19 protein-coding genes are annotated in these 21,296 nt (G+C 65.9%); 18 read left to right on the forward strand and 1 reads right to left on the reverse strand.

Translation table 11 applies throughout. From position 1 onward, the window contains the following. Nucleotides 1-2: 2 nt before the first annotated feature. Nucleotides 3-629 (reverse strand): peptide-methionine (S)-S-oxide reductase MsrA, encoded by a 627-nt coding sequence (msrA, locus tag ACP69V_RS06835; RefSeq protein ID WP_426023201.1) that lies wholly within the window; start codon nucleotides 627-629, stop codon nucleotides 3-5. A gap of 392 nt (nucleotides 630-1,021) precedes the next feature. On the opposite strand from msrA, the gene dnaE reads away from it, so the two are divergent. The 18 genes from dnaE to ACP69V_RS06925 all read left to right on the forward strand — a co-directional run bounded on the left by dnaE (nucleotide 1,022) and on the right by ACP69V_RS06925 (nucleotide 21,290). Next, nucleotides 1,022-4,483, forward strand: a complete 3,462-nt coding sequence (dnaE, locus tag ACP69V_RS06840) for a DNA polymerase III subunit alpha (RefSeq protein WP_426023202.1) — start codon at nucleotides 1,022-1,024, stop codon at nucleotides 4,481-4,483. A gap of 93 nt (nucleotides 4,484-4,576) precedes the next feature. Then, the gene (locus tag ACP69V_RS06845) at nucleotides 4,577-5,173 is read left to right on the forward strand and encodes a DUF4142 domain-containing protein (RefSeq protein ID WP_426016694.1); all 597 of its coding nucleotides are present in this window, start codon (nucleotides 4,577-4,579) and stop codon (nucleotides 5,171-5,173) included. Nucleotides 5,174-5,399: 226 nt separating this feature from the next. Further along, a complete protein-coding gene (gene rpsB, locus ACP69V_RS06850) occupies nucleotides 5,400-6,308 on the forward strand; it encodes a 30S ribosomal protein S2 (protein WP_346495296.1) in 909 nt (302 codons plus the stop codon). 112 nt (nucleotides 6,309-6,420) lie between these two features. Beyond that, nucleotides 6,421-7,362: a translation elongation factor Ts gene (gene tsf, locus ACP69V_RS06855; protein WP_135195904.1), complete on the forward strand. Its 942-nt coding sequence runs from the start codon at nucleotides 6,421-6,423 to the stop codon at nucleotides 7,360-7,362. A 127-nt stretch (nucleotides 7,363-7,489) separates the two neighbouring features. Next, nucleotides 7,490-8,224, forward strand: a complete 735-nt coding sequence (pyrH, locus tag ACP69V_RS06860; protein WP_135195905.1) for a UMP kinase — start codon at nucleotides 7,490-7,492, stop codon at nucleotides 8,222-8,224. A 39-nt stretch (nucleotides 8,225-8,263) separates the two neighbouring features. After that, entirely contained in the window at nucleotides 8,264-8,821 is a 558-nt protein-coding gene (gene frr / locus ACP69V_RS06865) for a ribosome recycling factor (RefSeq protein ID WP_135195906.1), read from the forward strand. 36 nt (nucleotides 8,822-8,857) lie between these two features. Continuing rightward, entirely contained in the window at nucleotides 8,858-9,631 is a 774-nt protein-coding gene (gene uppS / locus ACP69V_RS06870; protein ID WP_426023203.1) for a polyprenyl diphosphate synthase, read from the forward strand. After that, nucleotides 9,631-10,449, forward strand: coding sequence for a phosphatidate cytidylyltransferase (locus tag ACP69V_RS06875; protein ID WP_135195908.1), 819 nt, complete (start codon nucleotides 9,631-9,633; stop codon nucleotides 10,447-10,449). Before uppS ends, ACP69V_RS06875 begins: the two co-directional genes overlap by 1 nt. Continuing rightward, a complete protein-coding gene (gene dxr, locus ACP69V_RS06880; protein ID WP_426023204.1) occupies nucleotides 10,446-11,642 on the forward strand; it encodes a 1-deoxy-D-xylulose-5-phosphate reductoisomerase in 1,197 nt (398 codons plus the stop codon). The genes ACP69V_RS06875 and dxr overlap by 4 nt, the downstream gene beginning before the upstream one ends. 27 nt (nucleotides 11,643-11,669) lie before the next feature. After that, on the forward strand, nucleotides 11,670-12,887 hold the full coding sequence (locus tag ACP69V_RS06885; protein ID WP_426023205.1) for a M50 family metallopeptidase: 1,218 nt from the start codon (nucleotides 11,670-11,672) through the stop codon (nucleotides 12,885-12,887). A gap of 29 nt (nucleotides 12,888-12,916) precedes the next feature. After that, a complete protein-coding gene (gene bamA / locus ACP69V_RS06890) occupies nucleotides 12,917-15,370 on the forward strand; it encodes an outer membrane protein assembly factor BamA (protein WP_426023206.1) in 2,454 nt (817 codons plus the stop codon). A gap of 32 nt (nucleotides 15,371-15,402) precedes the next feature. Next, nucleotides 15,403-16,005, forward strand: coding sequence for an OmpH family outer membrane protein (locus tag ACP69V_RS06895; protein ID WP_346495289.1), 603 nt, complete (start codon nucleotides 15,403-15,405; stop codon nucleotides 16,003-16,005). 7 nt (nucleotides 16,006-16,012) lie between these two features. After that, nucleotides 16,013-17,026 carry a UDP-3-O-(3-hydroxymyristoyl)glucosamine N-acyltransferase gene (gene lpxD, locus ACP69V_RS06900; RefSeq protein ID WP_426023207.1) on the forward strand — a complete coding sequence of 338 codons (1,014 nt, stop codon included), beginning with the start codon at nucleotides 16,013-16,015 and terminating at the stop codon, nucleotides 17,024-17,026. A gap of 2 nt (nucleotides 17,027-17,028) precedes the next feature. After that, nucleotides 17,029-17,505 carry a 3-hydroxyacyl-ACP dehydratase FabZ gene (fabZ, locus tag ACP69V_RS06905; protein WP_292148992.1) on the forward strand — a complete coding sequence of 159 codons (477 nt, stop codon included), beginning with the start codon at nucleotides 17,029-17,031 and terminating at the stop codon, nucleotides 17,503-17,505. Further along, nucleotides 17,505-18,293: an acyl-ACP--UDP-N-acetylglucosamine O-acyltransferase gene (lpxA, locus tag ACP69V_RS06910; protein ID WP_426023208.1), complete on the forward strand. Its 789-nt coding sequence runs from the start codon at nucleotides 17,505-17,507 to the stop codon at nucleotides 18,291-18,293. Before fabZ ends, lpxA begins: the two co-directional genes overlap by 1 nt. Beyond that, on the forward strand, nucleotides 18,290-19,129 hold the full coding sequence (lpxI, locus tag ACP69V_RS06915; RefSeq protein WP_426023209.1) for a UDP-2,3-diacylglucosamine diphosphatase: 840 nt from the start codon (nucleotides 18,290-18,292) through the stop codon (nucleotides 19,127-19,129). The genes lpxA and lpxI overlap by 4 nt, the downstream gene beginning before the upstream one ends. Beyond that, on the forward strand, nucleotides 19,126-20,295 hold the full coding sequence (gene lpxB, locus ACP69V_RS06920; RefSeq protein ID WP_426023210.1) for a lipid-A-disaccharide synthase: 1,170 nt from the start codon (nucleotides 19,126-19,128) through the stop codon (nucleotides 20,293-20,295). Before lpxI ends, lpxB begins: the two co-directional genes overlap by 4 nt. Nucleotides 20,296-20,297: 2 nt before the next feature. After that, the gene (locus tag ACP69V_RS06925; RefSeq protein WP_426023211.1) at nucleotides 20,298-21,290 is read left to right on the forward strand and encodes an FUSC family protein; all 993 of its coding nucleotides are present in this window, start codon (nucleotides 20,298-20,300) and stop codon (nucleotides 21,288-21,290) included. Nucleotides 21,291-21,296: the final 6 nt, after the last annotated feature.

A 21,296-nucleotide genomic window follows, 5' to 3' on the forward strand; every position in this document is an offset into this window, starting at 1 on the left:
AATCAGCTGACGGCGGCGTCGCCCCAGATCGCCCTCAGGCGTTCGGGGCGGCGGCAACCGACCCGATAGGCCTGATAGCTGGCGGCGTGTCGCTTGGCGTAGTCCTGATGCTCCGCCCCCGCCGGCCAGAAGCGCTGAACGCCGACGACCGGCGTGGTGAAGCTCTTTCTCAAGATACGCATGGCCGCATCGCGTGAGGCGACGGCGTCTGCGCGCTGGGCGCCCGTGGCGAAAACGGCGGCCCGATAGGACGGCCCCTGATCGCAGAACTGACCGTTGGGATCGGTCGGATCGATGGTGCGCCAGTAGCGATCGACCAGGGCGCGATAGCTGACGACCTGCGGATCGAACGTGACCTGCACAGCTTCCATATGACCCGTGCGGCCTCGCACCACCTGTTCGTAGGTCGGATTGGCGGTATGGCCGCCGACGAAGCCGGACACCGCCGAACGCACGCCGGGCAGGTCGTCGAACGCCTTTTCCTCGGACCAGAAACAGCCGCCCGCGAAGATGGCCGTTTGAACCGCCGGCGTCGTCTGGGCCTCGGCCGGGCGGGGCAGGGGTGCGCCGAGCGCCAGCACCCCGATGGTCAGGGATGCGAGCGCGGCGAGCGTGGTGCGATTAGACATCGGTCGATCTCCCTTTCCACTCACTACGACGGCGTCGGTCGAATGGTTTCAAACACGATGGTTGACGAGAACAAAAAGCCAACATAGAACATTAGCGGAACATATCGGATTGGTGGGAGACAATGTCATGCCGCGTTTGATGAGAGATATGCTGTCGCTGGCGTCGTGCGGCGGCTTCGTGCTGATGGTCTGGACCGTAGCGATCAACGTCACCGGCGCCTGAGGTCAGACGAATTAGACGGATTAGACGGTGTTTTTGCCGATGACCGTCTGAAGTCAGTGATCCACAGCCCATCCGCCCGAGAGCGGGTTTACGATGGTTGATCGCCGCCCGATATGAGAGTCAGGGCGGACTAGGCCGCGAATGAGCGGGCCGGCAGTCGGAGAAGGCATTGAGCGAGCCGGTGAACAGTCAGGGTTTCGTCCATCTGCGGGTCCGCTCGGCCTATTCGCTGCTGGAGGGCGCGATCAAGGCCGCCAAGGTCGGTAAGCTGGCCGCCGATGCGGGCATGCCGGCTGTCGGGGTCGCAGATCGGGCCAATCTGTTCGGCGCGCTGGAGTTCAGCCAGACGGCCAAGGAGGCGGGCGTCCAGCCTCTCGTGGCGTGCGCCCTGCCGGTGTTCGGCATCGGCGGCCAGATCAAGGCCCGCTGGGCCAAGGTTCCGACCGTTGTTGTGGTGGCTCAGAATACGGCCGGGTGGCTGAACCTGTGTGCGCTGTCGTCGTCAGCCTATCTGGATGCGGGCGAGATGGCCGAGCCGGGCGTGTCCTGGGAACAGGTCGTCGCGCGTTCCGAAGGATTGATCCTGCTGTCCGGCGGCCCGGACGGCCCGGTCGATCCGCTGTTCGCACAAGGCAACAAGGCTGAAGGCGCCGCGACCCTGGCGACCATGAAGGCGGCCTTCGGCGACCGCTTCTACGTCGAGCTTCAACGCCACGGGCTCGATGACGAGAAGCGGGCCGAGCCGGGCCTTGTCGAATGGGCCTATGCCAACGACACGCCCTTGGTCGCCACCAACGACGTCTATTACGCCAAGGCGGCGCAGGCGAAGTCGCATGACGCTCTTCTGTGCATCGCCGACGGCGCCTTCACCGGCCAGGAGGATCGGCGCCGCATAACCGGTGAGCACTGGTTCAAGCCGGCCGCCGTCATGCGTGAACTGTTCGCCGACCTGCCCGAGGCCTGCGACAACACCATCGACATCGCGCGCCGTTGCGCCTTCCTGGTCAACACCCATGCGCCCATCCTGCCGCGGTTCGACACCGGGGCAGGGCGCTCCGAGGCCGACGAACTGGCGCATCAGGCGCGCGAGGGGCTGAAGGTCCGCCTGACCGAGGTCGCGCCGGCCTTTCCCGAGGCGGAATACTGGACGCGGCTGGAATGGGAGGTCGGGATCATCCAGCAGATGGGTTTCCCGGGCTACTTCCTCATCGTGGCGGACTTCATCAAATGGGCCAAGACCCACGGCATCCCCGTGGGGCCTGGGCGGGGCTCCGGGGCCGGCTCGCTGGTCGCCTGGTCCCTGACCATCACCGATCTCGACCCTTTGCGGTTCGGCCTGCTGTTCGAGCGGTTTCTGAACCCCGAGCGGGTCTCCATGCCCGACTTCGACATCGACTTCTGCCAGGAGCGGCGCGAGGAGGTGATCGACTATGTCCAGGACCGTTACGGCAAGGACCGGGTGGCCCAGATCATCACCTTCGGCACGCTTCAGGCGCGGGCCGTGCTGCGCGATGTGGGCCGTGTGCTGCAGATGCCGCTGGGTCAGGTGGACCGGCTCTGCAAGATGGTGCCGAACAACCCGGCCGCGCCCGTCACCCTGGCCCAGGCCATCGAGCTTGAGCCGCGCCTGAAGGAGGCGAGGGATGCCGAACCGGCGGTTCGCACCCTGCTGGAAACGGCGCTGGAGCTGGAGGGGCTGTACCGCAACGCCTCGACCCACGCCGCCGGCATCGTCATCGGCGACCGGCCGCTGACGGAGCTGGTGCCGCTGTATCAAGATCCGCGCTCCACCATCCCGGCGTCCCAGTTCAACATGAAATGGGTCGAACCGGCCGGCCTTGTGAAGTTCGACTTCCTGGGCCTGAAGACCCTGACCGTGCTGGACCGTGCGCGCGCCTATTTGGAACGGCGCGGCGCCGCGCGGGATTGGAATACCCTGCCGCTGGACGACGCGCGCACCTATGAGTTGATGGCCTCGGGCCAGACGGTCGGGGTGTTCCAGCTGGAATCCCAGGGCATGCGCGACACCCTGCGCAAGATGCGTTGCGGCTCCATCGAAGAGATCACCGCCCTGATCTCGCTTTATCGGCCGGGGCCGATGGAGATGATCGACACCTATATCGACCGCAAGTTCGGCCGGGCCGAGGTCGATTATCTGCACCCCAGCCTGAAGGAGGTGCTGACCGAGACCTACGGCGTCATCATCTACCAGGAACAGGTGATGAAGATCGCCCAGATCCTGGCGGGCTACAGCCTGGGCGAGGCCGACCTGCTGCGGCGCGCCATGGGCAAGAAGAAGAAGGAGGAGATGGACTTCCAGCGGGCGCGCTTCATTGCCGGCGCGCTGGAAAAGATTGTGCCCGAGGCTCAGTCCGGCTCCATCTTCGATCTGGTGGCCAAGTTCGCCGGCTACGGCTTCAACAAGTCGCACGCCGCCGCCTATGCGCTGATCTCCTTCCAGACGGGGTGGCTGAAGGCCAACCAGCCGGTGGAGTTCTTCGCCGCCTCGATGAGCCTGGACCTGTCGAACACCGACAAGCTGGCGGTCTTCTATCAGGACGCGCGACGGTTCGAGGTGCCGGTGCTTTCGCCCGATATCAACCGGTCGTCGGCCGACTTCGACGTGGCCTTCGACGACGATAAGGGGGCGGTGCTTTACGCCCTTGGCGCGATCCGCAACGTCGGCCTGGAGGCGATGAAACACGTCATTGAGGTACGCGAGACGGGCGGACGTTTCGCCGACATCTTCGACTTCCTGGAACGCGTCGATCCGCGCAGCGTCAACAAGCGTGCGCTGGAAGGCCTGGCCAAGGCCGGGGCCTTCGACAGCATCCATTCCAACCGTCGCCAACTGGTCGAACAGGCGGATGTGTTGATGGCGTATTGCCAGAGCGTGGCCGCCGAACGCGCCTCGTCGCAGGTCTCGCTATTCGGGGGGGATCAAGCGCACGCCGGCCGTCCGCGCCTGAAGACCGTCGAGCCCTGGGTCGGGCCGGAACGGCTTGATCACGAACTGTCGGCCGTCGGCTTCTATCTGTCCGGCCACCCGCTGGACGAGATGACCTCGGCCCTGAAGCGCAAGCGCGTCACCTTCGTCGCCGAGGCCATTCCCCTGGCCGAGGCCGGCCACGAGGCCTTCCAGATGGCCGGCGTCGTGCGTCGCAAACAGGAGCGGGCCAGCGCGCGCACGGGCGAGAAGTTCGCCTTCGTGACCTTCTCGGATCCGACGGGCGAGTTCGAATGCCTGTTCCCGCCCGAACAACTGCGCAAATGCCGCGAAGTGCTGGAGCCCGGCGCGTCGGTCATGGTGCGGGTCCGCGCCAAGTCGTCGGAAGGGGAGGTGCGCTTCTTCGGCGACGACGCCTCGCGCATGGACAACCTTCTGGACGATGCCAACATCGGTCTGCGCATCCACGTTTCGGCGCGCAGCGCGGACGCCGAAGCGCTGAAGGCGCGACTGGAACGCGCCCGCTCCGGCGCCATCGGCAAGGGTGGCGAAATTTCCCTGGTCGCCTCGCTGGAGGGCCGCCAGGAGGTCGAGGTCAAACTTCCCGGCCGCTACCGGCTGGACGGCGCCCTGCGCGGCGCGCTGAAGTCCGCGCCGGGCGTAGTGATGCTGGAGGACGCCTAGGTCGCGACAGGCTTTGGTATGGTCAAGCTATTGATATTTCGGAACCTCACGGGGGCGTGATGGGTTTGGTCAGTCCATAGGGAGACTGTTCCAATGAAATATCTCGCCATCGCCAGTGTCGCCTCGCTGGCCCTTCTCGCCGCCTGCAACCAGGGTGGCGACAGCGCCGCCCAGAACACCAGCGAAGCCGTCAACGCGACCCAGGACGCCACCTCCGGCGTCGTCGGCCAGACCTCGGCCATGACCATGGGCGCCAATACGGTCGACGGCTTCGTCACCGGCCTGGGCGCCAGCAACATGTATGAGCTTGAAGCCGCCAAGATCGCCGCCGCCAAATCGACCAACGCCGACGTCAAGGCCCTGGCCGCCATGATCACCAAGGATCACACGGCTGCGGGTGAGAAGCTTGGAACGGCCGCCGCTGCCGCTGCGCCCAACGTCGCCATCCCGACCGCTCTGGACGAGCGTCGCAAGGGTCTGATCGACAATCTGAACGCCGCCACGCCGGGCGATTTCGACAAGGTCTATCTGGACCAGCAGGTCGCCGCTCACAACGAGACCCTGACCCTGCTCAACGGCTTTGACGATAATACAGACGCCCCCGCGCTCGCGACCCTGGCTCGCGAACTGATCGCGCCCGTCACGGCCCATCGTGACCGCGCTCAGGCGCTGCTCGATGCGATGAACTAGCGAAAGCTGTCTATCGATCTTGGAAAGGCGGTCCCGAAAGGGCCGCCTTTCTTGCGTTGGGGAGGGCGACGCTTGCTATTGCGGCCCATCCGGCCTACACGGCCCCCGCATTTCGCAACGCGGGTGAGGCGCGTCTCGGGGAGAAATCCTGAGACGCACCATTCCGAGGGTCGTCAGATCTTTAATCCCCCGCGCCACGTTTGATCGGAAAAAGGACTGAACGATCATGGCTTTGCCAGAATTCTCGATGCGCACCCTGCTTGAAGCAGGCGCTCACTTCGGCCACCAGACGCACCGCTGGAACCCGAAGATGGACCGCTACATCTTCGGCTCGCGCTCGAACATCCACATCATCGACCTGTCGCAGACGATGCCGCTGTTCCACCAGGCTCTGGTGGCCGTGCGCGAAGTCGCCGCCAAGGGCGGCCGCGTCCTGTTCGTCGGCACCAAGCGTCAGGCCGCAGAGCCTGTCGCCGAAGCCGCCAAGCGCTGCGCCCAGTACTATATGAACAACCGTTGGCTCGGCGGCACGCTGACCAACTGGCGCACCGTCTCGGGCTCGATCGCCCGTCTGCGCGAACTGGAAGGCATTCTTGAGAACGGCGGCGAAGGCCGCGTCAAGAAGGAGTTGCTGAACCTGGAGCGTGAGAAGGACAAGCTGGAACTGTCGCTGGGCGGCATCAAGGATATGGGTTCGATTCCGGACATCATGTTCGTGATCGACACCAACAAGGAAGCGATCGCGATCCAGGAAGCCCGCAAGCTGAACATCCCGATCATCGCCATCCTGGACACCAACTCGGATCCGGACGGCATCACCTATCCGGTCCCCGGCAACGACGACGCCGCCCGCGCCATCCAGACCTATTGCGACCTGATCGCCGACGCCGTCCTGGACGGCCTGGCCGCCGGCGCTTCGGCCTCTGGCGTGGACCTGGGCGCTGCGATCAATCCGGAAGAGCCCATGCTGCGTGAAGCCTCGACCCCGGTCGAAGCCGACGCCGCTCCGGCCGGTACGGAAGCTGTCGCTGCCGAGCTGGAAGCCGCTGCTGAACCGGCCGTCGCCGATGAAGCCGCCAAGGCCGCCACTTCGGAAGCGAACGACGCCGTCGAAACCGAGAAGGCCGCAGTCTGAGACTGTCCTTGGCCTTCCCGCGTTAAGGTGAAGGCCGTGCGTTGAACTGACACACGGCCGGGCTAAGTCAGCCCGGCCGTTCCCACATACGAAATCCCCCAAGGAGAAGAACATGGCCGAGATCACTGCCGCCCTCGTGAAGGAACTTCGCGAGCGTTCGGGCGTCGGCATGATGGACTGCAAGAAGGCGCTGGTCGAAAACGACGGCAACATCGAAGCATCGATCGACTGGCTGCGCGCCAAGGGCCTGTCCAAGGCCGCCAAGAAGGCCGACCGCGTCGCCGCTGAAGGCCTGGTCGCCGTGGCGTCCAAGGAAGACGGCAAGGGCGAAGTCGCCGCCGCCATCGAGTTCAACGCGGAAACCGACTTCGTCGCCCGCAACGAACTGTTCCAGAACGCCGCCAAGTCGTTCGCCCAACTGGGTCTGGACCATCACTCGGTCGAAGCCCTGCACGGCGCCGAACTGGAAGCCGGCAAGACGGTCCAGGACGAAGTGACCAACATGATCGCCACTATCGGCGAGAACATGCAACTGCGCCGCGCCGCCCGCCTGTCGGTGTCGGAAGGCGTCGTCTCGACCTACGTCCACAACGCGGTTTCGCCCGGCGTGGGCCGTATCGGCGTGCTGGTCGCTCTGGAAGGCGAGGGCGACAAGACTGCGCTTCGCGAACTGGGCCGCAAGATCGCCATGCACGTTGCAGCAACCGCTCCGCTGTCCCTGAACACAGACGACCTTGACCCCGCCGCCATCGAGAAGGAACGCACCGTTCTGACCGAAAAGGCAAAGGAAGAAGGTCGCCCGGAAGCCATGATCGCCAAGATCGTGGAAGGCCAGATCAACAAGTTCCAGAAGGACGTGGTGCTGTCCAAGCAGCCGTTCGTCATGGATCCGGACGTGACCATCGAACAGCTGGTCGCCAACTCGGCCAAGGAACTGGGCTCCTCCAACCTGCATCTGGCCGGCTTCGTCCGCCTGGCGCTGGGTGAAGGCGTCGAGAAGGTCGAAGGCCCCGACTTCGCGTCGGAAGTCGCCTCCATGATGGGCGGCAACTAAGAAATCTTCCCCTCATTCGTGAGGGTTTTGTATCAGAAGGGCGCGTTCGGCTTTGATGGCCGGCGCGCCTTTCGTCTATAAGAAGTCGCCTGATTCAATGGCGCCGCAGTCAAACGGACCTTCCCGCATGCCCGACGCCACCTCGACCTTCCGCTACAAACGCGTCCTGCTGAAGGTTTCCGGCGAGGTGCTGATGGGCGATCAGTCGTTCGGCGTCGACATGAAGACGGTCGATGCGGTCGCCAAGGCCGTCGCGGACGTGGCGGCGGAAGGCGTCGAGATCTGCCTGGTGATCGGCGGCGGCAACATCTTCCGCGGCCTGTCCAAGGCGGCGGCGGGTATGGAGCGCTCACAGGCCGACTATATGGGCATGCTGGCGACCATCATGAACGCCCTGGCGATGCAATCGGCGCTGGAGAAGATCGGCGTCTCGACCCGCGTACAGAGCGCCATTCCCATGGCCGCCATCGCCGAGCCCTACATCCGTCGGCGCGCCCTGCGTCATCTGGAAAAGGGCCGTGTCGTGATCTTCGCCGCCGGCGTCGGCGCACCTTTCTTCACCACGGACTCGGGTGCGGCCCTGCGCGCCGCCGAAATGGGCTGCGACGCCTTGCTGAAGGGCACCAGCGTGGACGGCGTCTATACCGCCGACCCCAAGAAAGACCCGACCGCCACCCGCTATGAAACCCTGACCTATCAGGACGTCCTGGCCAAGGACCTGCGGGTCATGGATGCCTCGGCCATCGCCATGATGCGCGACACGGGCATCCCGATCGTGGTCTTCTCCATTCGGGAAGAAAACTCGCTGCGCCGGACCTTGACCGGCGAAGGCACGTTCACGGTCATTCAGGACGTCGCTTGAACGTCTGCGTGACCAGGAAAGACAAGAGAGACCAAGACCATGGCAAAGCCTGAACTGAAGACCTATCGCGACCGCATGGAGCGGTCGGTCACCGCCCTGAAGGAAGAGTTCAGCGGCCTGCGCACCGGACGCGCCAACGCCGGTCTGCTGGAGCCTGTGCGGGTCGAGGCCTATGGCTCGGCCTCGCCGCTGAGCGCCGTCGCCGCCATCAGCGTGCCCGAGCCGCGCATGATCAGCGTCAATGTCTGGGACAAGGGCATGGTCGTCGCCGTCGAAAAGGCGATCCGCAACGCCAACCTGGGCCTGAACCCCATCGTCGACGGCCAGACGCTGCGCATCCCCGTGCCGCCCCTGACCGAGGAACGCCGCAAGGATCTGGTCAAGCTGGCCGGCAAATACACCGAGCAGCAGAAGATTTCGGTCCGCAACGTCCGCCGCGACGCCAACGACGACCTGAAGAAGGCCGAGAAGGCCGGCGAGATCAGTCAGGACGAACAGAAGAAGATGGAGACCGAGGTCCAGAAGGAAACCGACGCGGCCATCAAGCGCATCGACGAGGCCTTGAAGACCAAGGAACAAGAGATCATGCAGGTCTAGGCGAAACGGCTTGGCCCTGAAGGGATCACACCACAGATGACGGCAGACAGCGCCGCGCCTTCAGGCCAAAGCCCAAAGGAACGGGGCCCGGATGGGCCGCGCCATGTCGCCATCATCATGGACGGCAACGGCCGCTGGGCGCAGGCGCGCGGCCTGCCGCGGGCGCTGGGCCACCGTGAGGGCGTGCAGGCGCTGAAGCGCACGATCCAGGCGGCGCCTGACCTGGGCATCGACTGTCTGACCGTGTTCGGCTTCTCGACCGAGAACTGGAGCCGACCGGAAGACGAGGTGTCGGACCTGATGGGGCTGGTGCGAACCTATGTCGCCAGCGATCTGTCGCGTCTGACCAAGGCGGGTGTGCGCCTGAAGATCCTGGGCCGTCGCGAAGGCTTGCCTGCAGACATCGCCGCCATCATCGAAAGAGCCGAAGCGCAGACGGCGCATAACGACCGCTTTCTGCTGCAGGTCGCCTTCAACTATGGCGGACGGGCCGATCTGGTGGACGCCGCCCGTCGCCACATGGAGCGGGTGCTGGCCGGCGAAACGGTCGAGCCGATCACCGAGGCGGTCCTGACCTCGGGGCTGGCGACGGCGGGTTCGCCGCCGCTGGACCTGATCGTCCGCACGTCCGGCGAGCAGCGCCTGTCGAACTTCCTGCTGTGGGAAGCCGCGTATGCGGAACTGGTGTTCCAGGACATCCTGTGGCCCGACTATGGACCCAAGGCGCTAGCCGAGGCGATCTCGACCTTCGGTCAACGTGATCGTCGCTATGGCGGCCGTGTGGTCGCGCCTGAGCGCGCGACGGCCTGATGGCGGTCAAGGGGCGTGACATTGCGTTGAGGGCCGCTTCCGCCGCCGTGCTGGCGCCGGCTGCTGTCGCTGCGACCTGGTTTGGAGGCGTTTGGTTCCTGGCGCTGGTCGTCGTCGCCGCCGTCGTTCTCGCTTTCGAATGGGGCGCAATGAGCGCGCCAAGAGCGCCGCGCCCGATCGGCTTGGCCGTCGCTCTTGCAGTCGTAGCCTCCGTTGTCAGCGCCTACTTCGGCGTCATGTCGGTGGCTTTTGTCACCCTGGTATTCGGCGCCGCGGCTGCAGGCCTGCTCGCCCGCAAGCGCGGACAACAGGCGGTCGATGCCGCCTACGGCGTGCTTTATCTCGGCTGGCCTTCAATCCTCCTAATCTGGCTACGGGACGGCGAGAGCCCGGTGGGTCTCCACTGGACGGCGCTGGTCTTCGCCGTGACCTGGTCGGCGGATATTCTGGCCTATCTGGCAGGGTCTACGTTCGGCGGCCCCAAGCTTTGGCCGCGCTATTCGCCCAACAAGACGTGGTCGGGCTTCATCGGCGGTATCCTGGCGGGGGCGGTGGCCGGCGCAGCCATGACGGCGTGGTTCGACATGGGCCGGCTGACCATATTCTGGGGTGCGATTCTGGGGCTGGCGGCGGCGCTGGCGACCATGGCCGGTGACCTGTGGGAATCGGGCCTGAAGCGTCGGTTTGGGGTCAAGGACGCGGGCAATACCATTCCCGGCCATGGCGGGCTGTTGGACCGAGTTGATGGCCTGATGTTCGCCGTCGTCGTGGTCGCGGCCGGACGGTTGATCGTCCTGTTGCTGGAGCGCGGCGCGTGATCCGGCGTCGCGTCACGGTCCTGGGCTCGACCGGCTCGGTCGGCGCCTCGACGCTGGACCTGATGGCTCAGGCCGAAGCGACGGGCACGGGCGCTTTCGAGGTCGAGGCGCTGACCGGCGGGGCGAACATCGCCAAATTGGCCGAACAGGCGCGGCGCTGGCGTCCGAAACTGGCGGTCACGGCCGATCCGGCGCGACTGGACGCGTTGCGAGACGCCTTGGCAGGAACGGACATCGCGGTCGCCGCCGGCGACGCCGCCATCGTCGAGGCTGCGACGCGGCCGGTCGATTGGATCATGGCTGCCATCGTGGGTGCGGCGGGACTGAAGTCAGCCTGGGCGGCGGCGGCCACCGGCGCGACCCTGGCGCTGGCCAACAAGGAAAGCCTGGTCTGCTGCGGTCCGGCCCTGATCGAGCGGGTCAAGCGGGCAGGGGGGCGGCTGATCCCGGTCGATTCCGAGCATTCGGCCATCTTTCAGGTCTTTCCCGCCGACGCCCCTGAAAGGGTGTCTAGGCTGATACTGACCGCATCGGGCGGGCCTTTTCGACAGACCCCGCGCGACCAGATGACCGGCATCACGCCCGAACAGGCGGTGGCGCATCCGAACTGGAGCATGGGGGCCAAGATTTCGGTCGATAGCGCCACCATGGCCAATAAGGGCCTGGAGATGATCGAGGCGGCCTATCTGTTCGATATGCCGCAGGACCGAATCGACGTGGTGGTGCACCCCGAATCGATCATCCACAGCCTTGTGGAATATGTGGATGGTTCGACGCTGGCCCAGATGGGGCCGCCGGATATGCGCACGCCCATCGCCTGCGCCCTGGCCTGGCCTGACCGGATCGCCTGGCCGGCGCCCAAGCTGGACCTTGCGGCTCTGGGGCGGCTGACGTTCGAGGCGCCCGATCTGGTGCGTTTCCCGGCCCTGGATCTGGCCCGTCAGGCTTTGAAGGCGGGAGGCGCGACGCCCGCTGTGTTCAATGCGGCGAATGAGGTCGCGGCCTTCGCATTTCTTGACCGGAAGCTGGCCTTTCTCAATATTGCCGCAGTCGTCGCCGAAACCCTTGAGCGTGCGACGAAAGCGGGGATGGCTTTCGGTTCTGGAGACGCCTGCGGCGCGGCCCTTTCGGTCGACGCCGAAACGCGTCGAATGGCTGAAACCGTCATCGCCGGTCTTGCGAACGCGGCCTGATAGCAGGCCAGGGGAGACGATTTTCGAATGCTGGGCGTCCTGGGTCAGGTCCTGATCTCAATCGCCTCGTTCCTGCTGGTGCTGACGTTCATCGTCACCATCCATGAACTGGGTCACTTCCTCGTCGCGCGCGCCTTTGGCGTGAAGGTGGATCGTTTCGCGGTCGGCTTCGGCAAGGCCGTGTTCAGCCGCACCGATCGCTACGGCATCGAATGGCGGCTGGGCTGGCTGCCGCTAGGCGGATATGTGAAGTTCTCGGGCGATCTGGACGCGTCCAGCGTGCCGGACAGGGCAGGGCTGGACGAGCTGCGCCAGCGTGTGGTCGCCGAGCGCGGGCCGGGCGCCGAGCGCGATTATTTCCACTTCAAGCCGGTGTGGCAGCGCGCGTTGATCGTCGCCGCCGGCCCCATCGCCAACTTCATCCTGGCCATCACCATCTTTGCGGTCGTCTTCATGGCCGTGGGCGTTTCGTTGCGCCCCGCCCGCGTGGCCCAGGTTCAGGCGGGATCGCCCGCAGCCGCCGCCGGCTTCCAGGTCGGCGACCTGATCACAGATGTGAACGGCAAGCCCATCAAGGACGGCAGCGCAGTGACGCGCACCGTCATGCTGTCCACCGGCGATCCCGTCCGCTTCACTGTCGAGCGTGCTGGGCAGCCCGTCGAACTGGTCGCGACGCCGGAGCGTCGCGAAGAGAACGATCCCATCGCCGGACGCGTCAAGGTCGGCCGCATCGGCCTGGGCCTTGGGTCATCGGCCGGCGATGTGCGCCATGTCCGCTATGGACCCGTCGGCGCCGTGGTCGAGGGCGTGCGCCAGACCGGCGACGTGATCGGCTCGACCCTGACCTATCTCGGACGTCTGGTGACCGGGCGCGAGTCGGGCGATCAGTTTAGCGGACCGGTTGGCATCGCCAAGGCGACAGGGTCGCTGACGACCGCTGCGGTCGAGGCCAATCCGGCTCCCGGCGCCATCGCCATCAACCTGATCCTGACCCTGACAACCTTGGCCGCCATACTTTCGATCGGAATCGGCTTTCTAAATCTCCTTCCCATCCCGATCCTCGACGGCGGGCATCTGCTTTTCTACGGCTATGAAGCCGTAGCCCGGCAGCCTGTGTCGGCGCGGTTCCAGGAGATGGGCTATCGTGCAGGCCTTGCGCTTTTGGCGGGATTTATGTTGTTCGCGACGTGGAACGACCTACAGAAGCTCAACCTCTTCCAATTCCTCGGCGGGCTCGTCTCGTGAGCCGACGCCAGCCCCCGATGGTTTCCTGAATGAATGACATGACCTCTCGCGCCGCCGTTCGATTGAGCGCCCGTTCCAGCCTGCTGGCTCTGGCCGTCGCCGCCGGCCTCGGTGCGCCTGCCTTGGCTCAGACTGCGCCTGCGACTGCCCCAGCCACGCCGGCCCCCGCGCCCGCTCAGACCGCGACAGCGCAAGCGCCCGTCGCCGGCGCCGAGCCGCGCGTCGAGATCGCTGCGCCGCAGACGATCACGATCAATCGCATCATCGTGCAGGGCGCACAGCGGATCGACCAGACGACGGTCCTGTCCTATCTGCCGATCCGGCCAGGCGACGCGGTGGACGCCTCGGTGCTGGACGTCGCCGTGCGCACCCTGTCGCGCACCGGCCTGTTCGCCGACGTTCAGCTGGGCATCCAGAACGGCGACCTGATCGTTCAGATCGTCGAGAACCCGATCATCAACCAGGTGGTGTTCGAGGGGAACAAGGCGCTTACTCAAGACAAGCTGACCAAGGAAGTCACCCTGGCGCCGCGCGGCATCTATACCCGCGCCAAGGTGCAGGAAGACGTCGGCGCCATCATCGAACTGTATCGTCTTCAAGGTCGGATTTCCGCAACCGTGACGCCCAAGCTGGTTCAGCTTGAGCAGAACCGCGTCGATGTGATCTTCGAGATCAACGAAGGCCCGCAGACCGGCATCAGCGCGATCAACGTCCTGGGCAACGACGCCTTTTCTGATCGCGACGTGCGCGGCGTGATGGTCACCGAGAAGTCCACGTGGTGGAAGTTCTTCTCCAACAACGACAACTACGACCCCAACCGCCTGGAATACGATCAGGAGCAGCTGCGGAAGTTCTACACCAACCGCGGCTTCTATGATTTCCGTGTCGTCTCCTCGGTCGCCGAGCTGCAGCCGGACGATCAGGCGTTTCAGCTGACGCTGACGTTGAATGAAGGCGACAAGTACAACTTCGGCGAGGTGAAGGTCGTCACCCAGAACGACCGTCTGAACGCAGACTTCCTGCAACGTCTGATCCCGCTCCGTTCGGGCGATCTGTACGAGAGCGACAAGATCGAGCAAGCGGTCGACGCCCTGACGTTCGCCGCCGGTTCGGCAGGTTACGCCTTCGTCGAGATCAACCCGACGTACAAGGCTAATCCCGACACGGACACGGTGGACGTGACCTTCAATGTGTCGGAAGGTCAGCGGGTCTACATCGACCGCATCAATGTGGTGGGCAACACCCGCACCATCGACCCGGTCATCCGTCGCGAACTGCTGCTGACCGAGGGCGACGCCTTCAACCGCGCCCTGATGGAGCGTTCGCGCAACAATCTGCGCGCGCTGGGCTTCTTCAAGGACGTGACGGTCGAGGAAACGCGCGGCAGCGCGCCGGATCGTTCGGTCATCAACGTCAACGTCCAGGAACAGCCCACAGGCGAACTGTCCGTCGGCGCGGGTTTCAGCTCGGTCGACAGCTTCACCGTCAACCTGGGCATTTCGGAGCGGAACTTCCGCGGACGTGGCCAGAACGTCGTGGCGCGTCTGGAATGGGGTTCGCTGCGCCAGCAGGTGGACTTCCGCTTCACCGAGCCCAAGTTCCTGGGCCGTGACCTGCGGGCTGGCTTCGACGTATTCCACTCGCGTTACGACCTCAGCGAATATTCCTCGTACGACTATCGCTCAACCGGCGCGGGTCTGCGCCTGTCCTATCCTCTGAACGGCAATATGCTGCTTAGCACCCGATACTTCCTGAAGTCGGACGAGATCATCGTGCCGACCGGCTATTGTGACGGCGCGGGTCAGGGTTCGTCGGCGCTGTGCGATCAGATCGGCAGCTATATAAACTCGTCGGCGGGGTACACGCTGCAGATGAACTACACCAACGACCCGATCCGCCCGACGCGCGGCTGGGCGGGGTCGTTGCGTCAGGATCTGGCGGGTCTGGGCGGCGACGTGAACTATGTGAAGACTGAGGCCGACGCCAGCTGGTACTACGGCTTTACGCCGGCCTGGGTCGTCAGCGTTCAGGGTTCGACCGGTTATGTCAGCGGCTGGAACGGCGATCCGATCCGCATCAACGACCGCTTTTTCAAGGGCGGCAACAGCTTCCGTGGTTTCGAGACGGCGGGTATGGGGCCGCGCGACCTGACCACGACCGACGCTCTGGGCGGCAACTTCTACGCCATCGGCACGGTCGAGCTGACCCTGCCGAACTATCTGCCCGAGCAGTACGGCATCAAGACTTCGCTGTTCGCCGATGTCGGTACGCTGGGCGTGCTGGATGACCGCTACAAGCTGACATCGACCGGCACGGTGAACACCAATATCGCCGACGAGCTGTCGCTGCGCGCGTCGGCCGGCATCAGCATTCACTGGAGATCGCCAATGGGGCCGATCCGCTTCGACATCTCCAAGGTGCTGTCCAAGGAAGACTACGACAAGACGGAATCCTTCCGCTTCTCGACCTCCACCCAGTTCTAATCGCGGCTTTTTCGACCGCACGAGGAAACCCTATGAAAGCTCTGATCATCGCGGCGACCGCCGCCGCTTCGCTTCTCGCCACCGCTGCTTCGGCGCAACAGGCGGCTCCCGCCAACCCCGGCCCGGTCATCCCCGGCGTCTGCGTCTATTACAACGCGCGTCTGCTGGCCCAGTCGTCGGCCGGTCAGGCTGTCGAAGCCCGCATGCAACAACTGGCTCAGGAAGTTCAGGGCGAACTGCAGCCGTACGCCACGCAAATCCAGACCGAAGCTCAGCAGCTGCAGACGTCGGGCGCCAGCCTGCCGGCCGATCAGCTGCAACAGCGCCGTCAGGCCCTGCAGCAGCGCGCGCAGGAAGCCCAGCAGCTGGAATCCACCCGTGAGAACGAGCTGCGCTACACCCTGGGCATGCAGCGTCAGGCCATCACCGAAGCCGTCTCGCCGATCCTGACCGCGCTGTATCAAGAAAAGGGCTGCGGCCTGCTGCTCGACCGCGAGAGCGTCTTCATGATGAACCCGGCCATGGACGTCACCGACCTGGCGATCCAGCGCCTGAACACCGCCCTGCCGACCCTGAGCTTCAACCGCATGCCGGTGCCGGCTCAGACGCAAGCGCAACCGGCAGCCGCCAACTAAGCCGCCGATGCCGGATCCTCGCTTCTTCGAAACCCTGTCGCCCCTCAGCGTCGCCGACCTGGCGGCGCAGATCGGCGGCGAGGTCGAGCGGGGCGGGGATCGCATGATCGCTTCCGTCGCGCCCCTGTCCTCTGCGGACAGGGGCGCGATCGCGTTTCTGGGCGACCGCAAGTTCGCCTCCGCCCTGGCGGCGACGAAAGCCGGCTGCGTGATCGTGCCGGCCGAGGCCAGGGACGCGGCGCCTGTAGACGCCGCCGTGATCGTTTCGCGAACGCCTCAGGCCGCCTGGGCCAAGGCGTCGCTTCTGCTGCACCGTGCTGTTACGCTCGATGCGGCGATCACGCCTGACGAAGCGGCCGAGGACGACAGCGTCGTGGTCGAACCGGGCGCGATCCTTGGCAAGGGTGTGCGCATCGGGCGCGGGTCACGCATCGGCGCCAACAGCGTCATTGCGCCCGGCGTGCAGATCGGCCGGGATTGCGTGATCGGCTCGAACGTCACCGTCGGCTTCGCCCTGATCGGCGACCGGGTGAAGCTGTACGCCGGCGCACGGATCGGCGAGGCGGGTTTCGGCGCCACCGGCACGGCCTCCGGCGCCATGGACATTCCCCAACTGGGTCGCGTCATCCTGCAAGACGGGGTGACGGTCGGCGCCAACTCCTGCATCGACCGTGGCGCCTATGACGACACGGTCATTGGCGAGAACACAAAGATCGATAATCTGGTCATGGTGGGCCACAACTGCGTCATCGGCCGCAACAATCTAATGGCCGCCAACACGGGCATTTCGGGCTCGGTGACCAGCGGCGACAACGTCATCTTCGGCGGCAAGGCGGGGATCGGCGACCACATCACCATCGGGGAGGGCGCACGTGTCGCGGCCGGGGCGGGGGTGCTGGCGAACATTCCGGCGGGCGAGACCTGGTCCGGTTATCCGGCCCGTCCGATCCGACAGTTCTTGCGCGAAACCATCTGGCTCGCCAAACAGGCCTCTTCAAAGAAGGCCCCGAAGGAATCATAGGGATGAGCGAAGACGGCAAGATCGATTACGCCGAGGTGATGCGGCGGCTGCCGCACCGCTATCCCTTCCTGCTGGTGGACAAGGCCGAGGCCTTTGTGCCCCGCACCTCCATCGTCGGCATCAAGAACGTCAGCCACAACGAGCCGTTCTTCCAGGGGCATTTCCCGATCGATCCGGTCATGCCCGGCGTGCTGATCGTCGAGGCCATGGCCCAGACCGGCGCCCTGCTGATGTCCAAGACCCTGGACGTCGCCGTGGCCGACAAGGTCATCATGTTCATGTCCATCGACGGGGTGCGGTTCAGGAAGCCGGCGCGGCCGGGCGACCAGCTGCGGATGGAGGTCAAGGTGATCAAGGCGCGCGGCGATGCCTACAAGTTCCGCGGCGAGACCTTCATCGACGGCAAGCTGGCGGCTGAGGCGGAGTTCATGGCCATGGTCGTGACGGTGCCTACTCCAGCGACAGAGCCTGCCGCCTGATGACCATCCACCCGACCGCCCTGATCGACGCCACGGCGACCCTGGCCGACGGGGTCCAGGTCGGGCCCTGGTGCACCATCGGGCCGAACGTGGTGCTGGCCGAGTGCGTGCGACTGGTCAGCCATGTGGTGGTTCAGCAGGATACGACCGTGGGCGCGGGGACGGTGATCCATCCGTTCGCCGTGATCGGCGGCGACCCGCAGCACAACGGCTACAAGGGCGAGTCGGTGCGGCTGGAGATCGGCGAGAACAACCTGATCCGCGAACACTGCACCTTCAACCGGGGCACGCCGCAGGGGACGGGCGTGACCGTCGTCGGCTCCAACAATCTGTTCATGACCGGCGCCCACATCGGCCACGACTGCGTGGTCGGGAACAATGTCGTCATGGCCAACAACGCCACCCTGGGCGGCCATGCTCATATCGGCGACAAGGTCTTCCTGGGCGGCCTATGCGCCGTCCACCAGAACGGGCGCGTGGGGCAGGGGGCGATCATCGGCGGTCTGGCCGCCGTGACGCGCGACGTCATCCCCTACGGGTCGGCCTGGGGCAATCATGCGCGGCTGCGTGGGCTGAACCTGATCGGGCTGAAGCGCAAAGGTTACGGCAAGGATCAGGTGCGCCGTCTGCTGGCGGCCTATCGCGACCTGTTCGAAGGCCCGGGCGAATTTGCGGGTCGGATCGACGGCGTGGCCCAGGCCTATGCCGACCTGCCCGAGATCATGGAGATCATCGCCTTCATCCGCGACGGCGGGCGGCGTCCGCTGTGTCTGCCGAACGCGGAATGACCGGTTCCGGCAAGCTGGGCTTGATCGCGGGCGGCGGCGACCTGCCGGCGGCGGTGGCGGCGCGGTGCGACGCCGAGGGGCGTCCGGTCTTCCTGATCCGCTTGGCCGGGTTCGCCGATCCCCATCTGGCGCGCTGGCCCGGCTCCGAGTTCGGCATGGCTCAGATCGGGGCGATCCTGAAGGCCCTGAAGGCCGAGCGCTGTACGACCGTCTGTCTGGCGGGCATCGTCAACCGACCCGACTTCAAGACGTTGAAGCCCGATTTCAAGGGCGCGACCCTGCTGCCTGGCATCGTGGCGGCGGCGTCCAAGGGCGACGACGCCCTGTTGCGCAAGATCCTGTCGGTGTTCGAGGCCGAAGGCTTCGCCGTCGAAGGCGCCGACGACATTCTGGGCGGAGAAATGCTGGCGGCCGGAGCCTTGGGCGCGGTTTCGCCCACGCCGGAGCAATTGGTTGACCTGAAGAAGGCGCTTCATGTCGCGGAAAAATCAGGCGAACTGGACATCGGGCAGGGCGCGGTCGTGTGTGACGGCCTTGTGCTGGCGGTCGAGGCGCAGGAGGGGACCGACGCCATGTTGAGCCGGGTCGCCGGGCTGCCGGCCGATCTGCGCGGCTCGGCCGGTGACCGCAAGGGCGCGCTGGGCAAGGCACCCAAGCCGATCCAGGACTTGCGGGTGGACATGCCGGTGATTGGCCCACGCACGGTCGAGATGGCGGCGGCGGCGGGTCTGGCCGGTATCGGCGGGGTGGCGGGACGGCTGATCCTGATCGACCGCGCGGCCATAATTGCTGCGGCCGACCGCCTGGGTCTGTTCGTCTGGGGCGAAGCGCGATGAGCCGCCCGTTGAAGATCATGCTGGTGGCGGCCGAGGCCTCGGGCGATGCGCTCGGCGCCGGCCTGGCCAAGGCGCTGAAGGCGCGGCTGGGTGTGGACGTCACTTTCGTCGGCGTCGGCGGTCCCCAGATGGCGGCCGAAGGTATCACGAGCCCGTTCGACATCGCCGAACTTTCGATCCTGGGCTGGATCGAGGGCCTGCGCGCCTATGGCAAGGTCAAGCGCCGCGTCGAGGAGACGGCGGCGCTGGCCGAGCGAGAAAAACCCGACGTCGTGGTCCTGATCGACAGCTGGGGCTTCACCATCCGGGTCGCCAAGGCCATCCGCGCGGCGCGGCCGGATGTGCCTCTGATAAAATACGTCGGGCCGCAGGTGTGGGCGTCCCGGCCGGGCCGGGCAAGGACGCTGGCGGCGGCGGTCGATCATCTGCTGGCGCTCTACGGCTTCGACGCCCCCTGGTTCGAGCGGGAAGGTCTGCCGACGACCGTGGTCGGCTCGTCCGCCCTGCATGTCGATATGGCCGGCGCCGACGGCGCAGCCTTCCGTGCGCGACGCGGCATCGCCGCCGACGCCAAGCTGCTGCTGGTGCTTCCGGGCAGCCGCCCCAGCGAAATCACGCGAATGACGCCGGTCTATGAGGCGGCGATCGGCAAGTTGAAGGCCATCGATCCAGCGCTGGAAATCGCCGTCGTCGCCGCCGGGACCGTGGCAAGGGATGTCGCGGGACGGGTCGCCGCCTGGCCGTTCCGGGCGCATCTGGTGGACGAGGCCGAGAAGTACGACGCCATGCGCGCCGCGACGGTCGCCCTGGCCACCAGCGGCACGGTCTCCACCGAACTGGCCCTGGCCGGCGCGCCCATGGTCATCGCCTACAAGATCGACGGGCTGAGCTATCAGTTGATGAAGCGGATGGTGACGGCGAAACACATCACCCTGTTCAACGTCGCCGCCGACGACCGGATCGCACCGGAGTTCATCCAGCACGAGGCGACGCCCGCCATCCTGGCGGCGGCGGTCGGTCGGTTGCTGTCCGATCCGGCCATGGCGGCCGAACAGGCGCAACGTCAGACAGCGGCCCTGGACTTGATGGGGCGCGGTGGAGCGGACCCGTCGGAGTTGGCGGCGGACGCCGTGTTGAAGGTCATCGCTGCAAAAGCACGGGGCTGACCGTGGCGCGGGCGCTCAGTCCCCGACGGGCCGCAGAAGTCCGGGCCGCGTTGCAGATGGCGGTCGGCGCCATGGCCGCCCTCTATCTCGCCACATGGCTGAACCTGCCGCACCCCTACTGGAGCGTGATCTCCGCCATCGTCGTCATCCAGGCCAGCGTCGGGGGCGGGGTGCTGACCGTCGCGCGGGATCGGGCCATCGGCACGGTGACGGGCGCGTTGGTCGGTGCGGTCTTCGCCTTCCTGCGTCCGCCCGGCATGGAAAGCATGGCCCTGAGCATCGCCGCATCCACGGCCTTGCTGGCGTTTTTCGGAGCCGGCCGCCCCTGGCTGAAGATCGCACCCGTGACGGCGACCATCGTCATCGCCGGCGGGACGGGCGCTGAAGGGCCGGCGTCGCTGGCTCTGGATCGGGTGATGGAAATCTTGGTCGGCAGCGGCGTGGGTGTGATGGCGATCCTGGCGCTGTTCCCCCGTCATGCCCATCAGTCGTTCAAGCTGCAGGCGCGCGAGGCGGCGGGCGAAGCGGCGGCGCTTTTGGCTTTGGTATCGAAGGGTGATCCGGCGGACGCGTCCGAGATCACCCGACGCCATGCCGATCTGAAACGACGGCTAGATGGGCTGGGTCAGGCGGCCAAGAACGTCATCGATCTGCCCGGGCCTCAACGTGAGACCGCTGACCGCGCCGCGCTCGCGCGCGCCTTCTGGCGGGTGCGCAGCGACATCGTGATTCTGGGGCGTGGTTTTCAGGCCGAAGGCGCAGGCGCGCGGCTGGATCCCTGGTCACAGGATGCGGCGCGTGCGGTGGAGCGGCTGGAAGCCCTTTCGCAGGGTAGGGCCGCCGCGCCGATGGGGCCGATCGACCAGAGCCTGGCTTTGTCCATCGCCGTCGAGGGCGACGACATGGCCTTGGGCGCCGCCGCCATCGGTGCGGCGCACATGCACCGCGACCTGGACGACCTAGCCGCGCGGTTCGTCGATCTGAAGCTGGTCTGAAGGCAA

Source organism: Brevundimonas sp. PWP3-1b1 (assembly GCF_049896065.1).
GTDB lineage: Bacteria > Pseudomonadota > Alphaproteobacteria > Caulobacterales > Caulobacteraceae > Brevundimonas > Brevundimonas intermedia_B.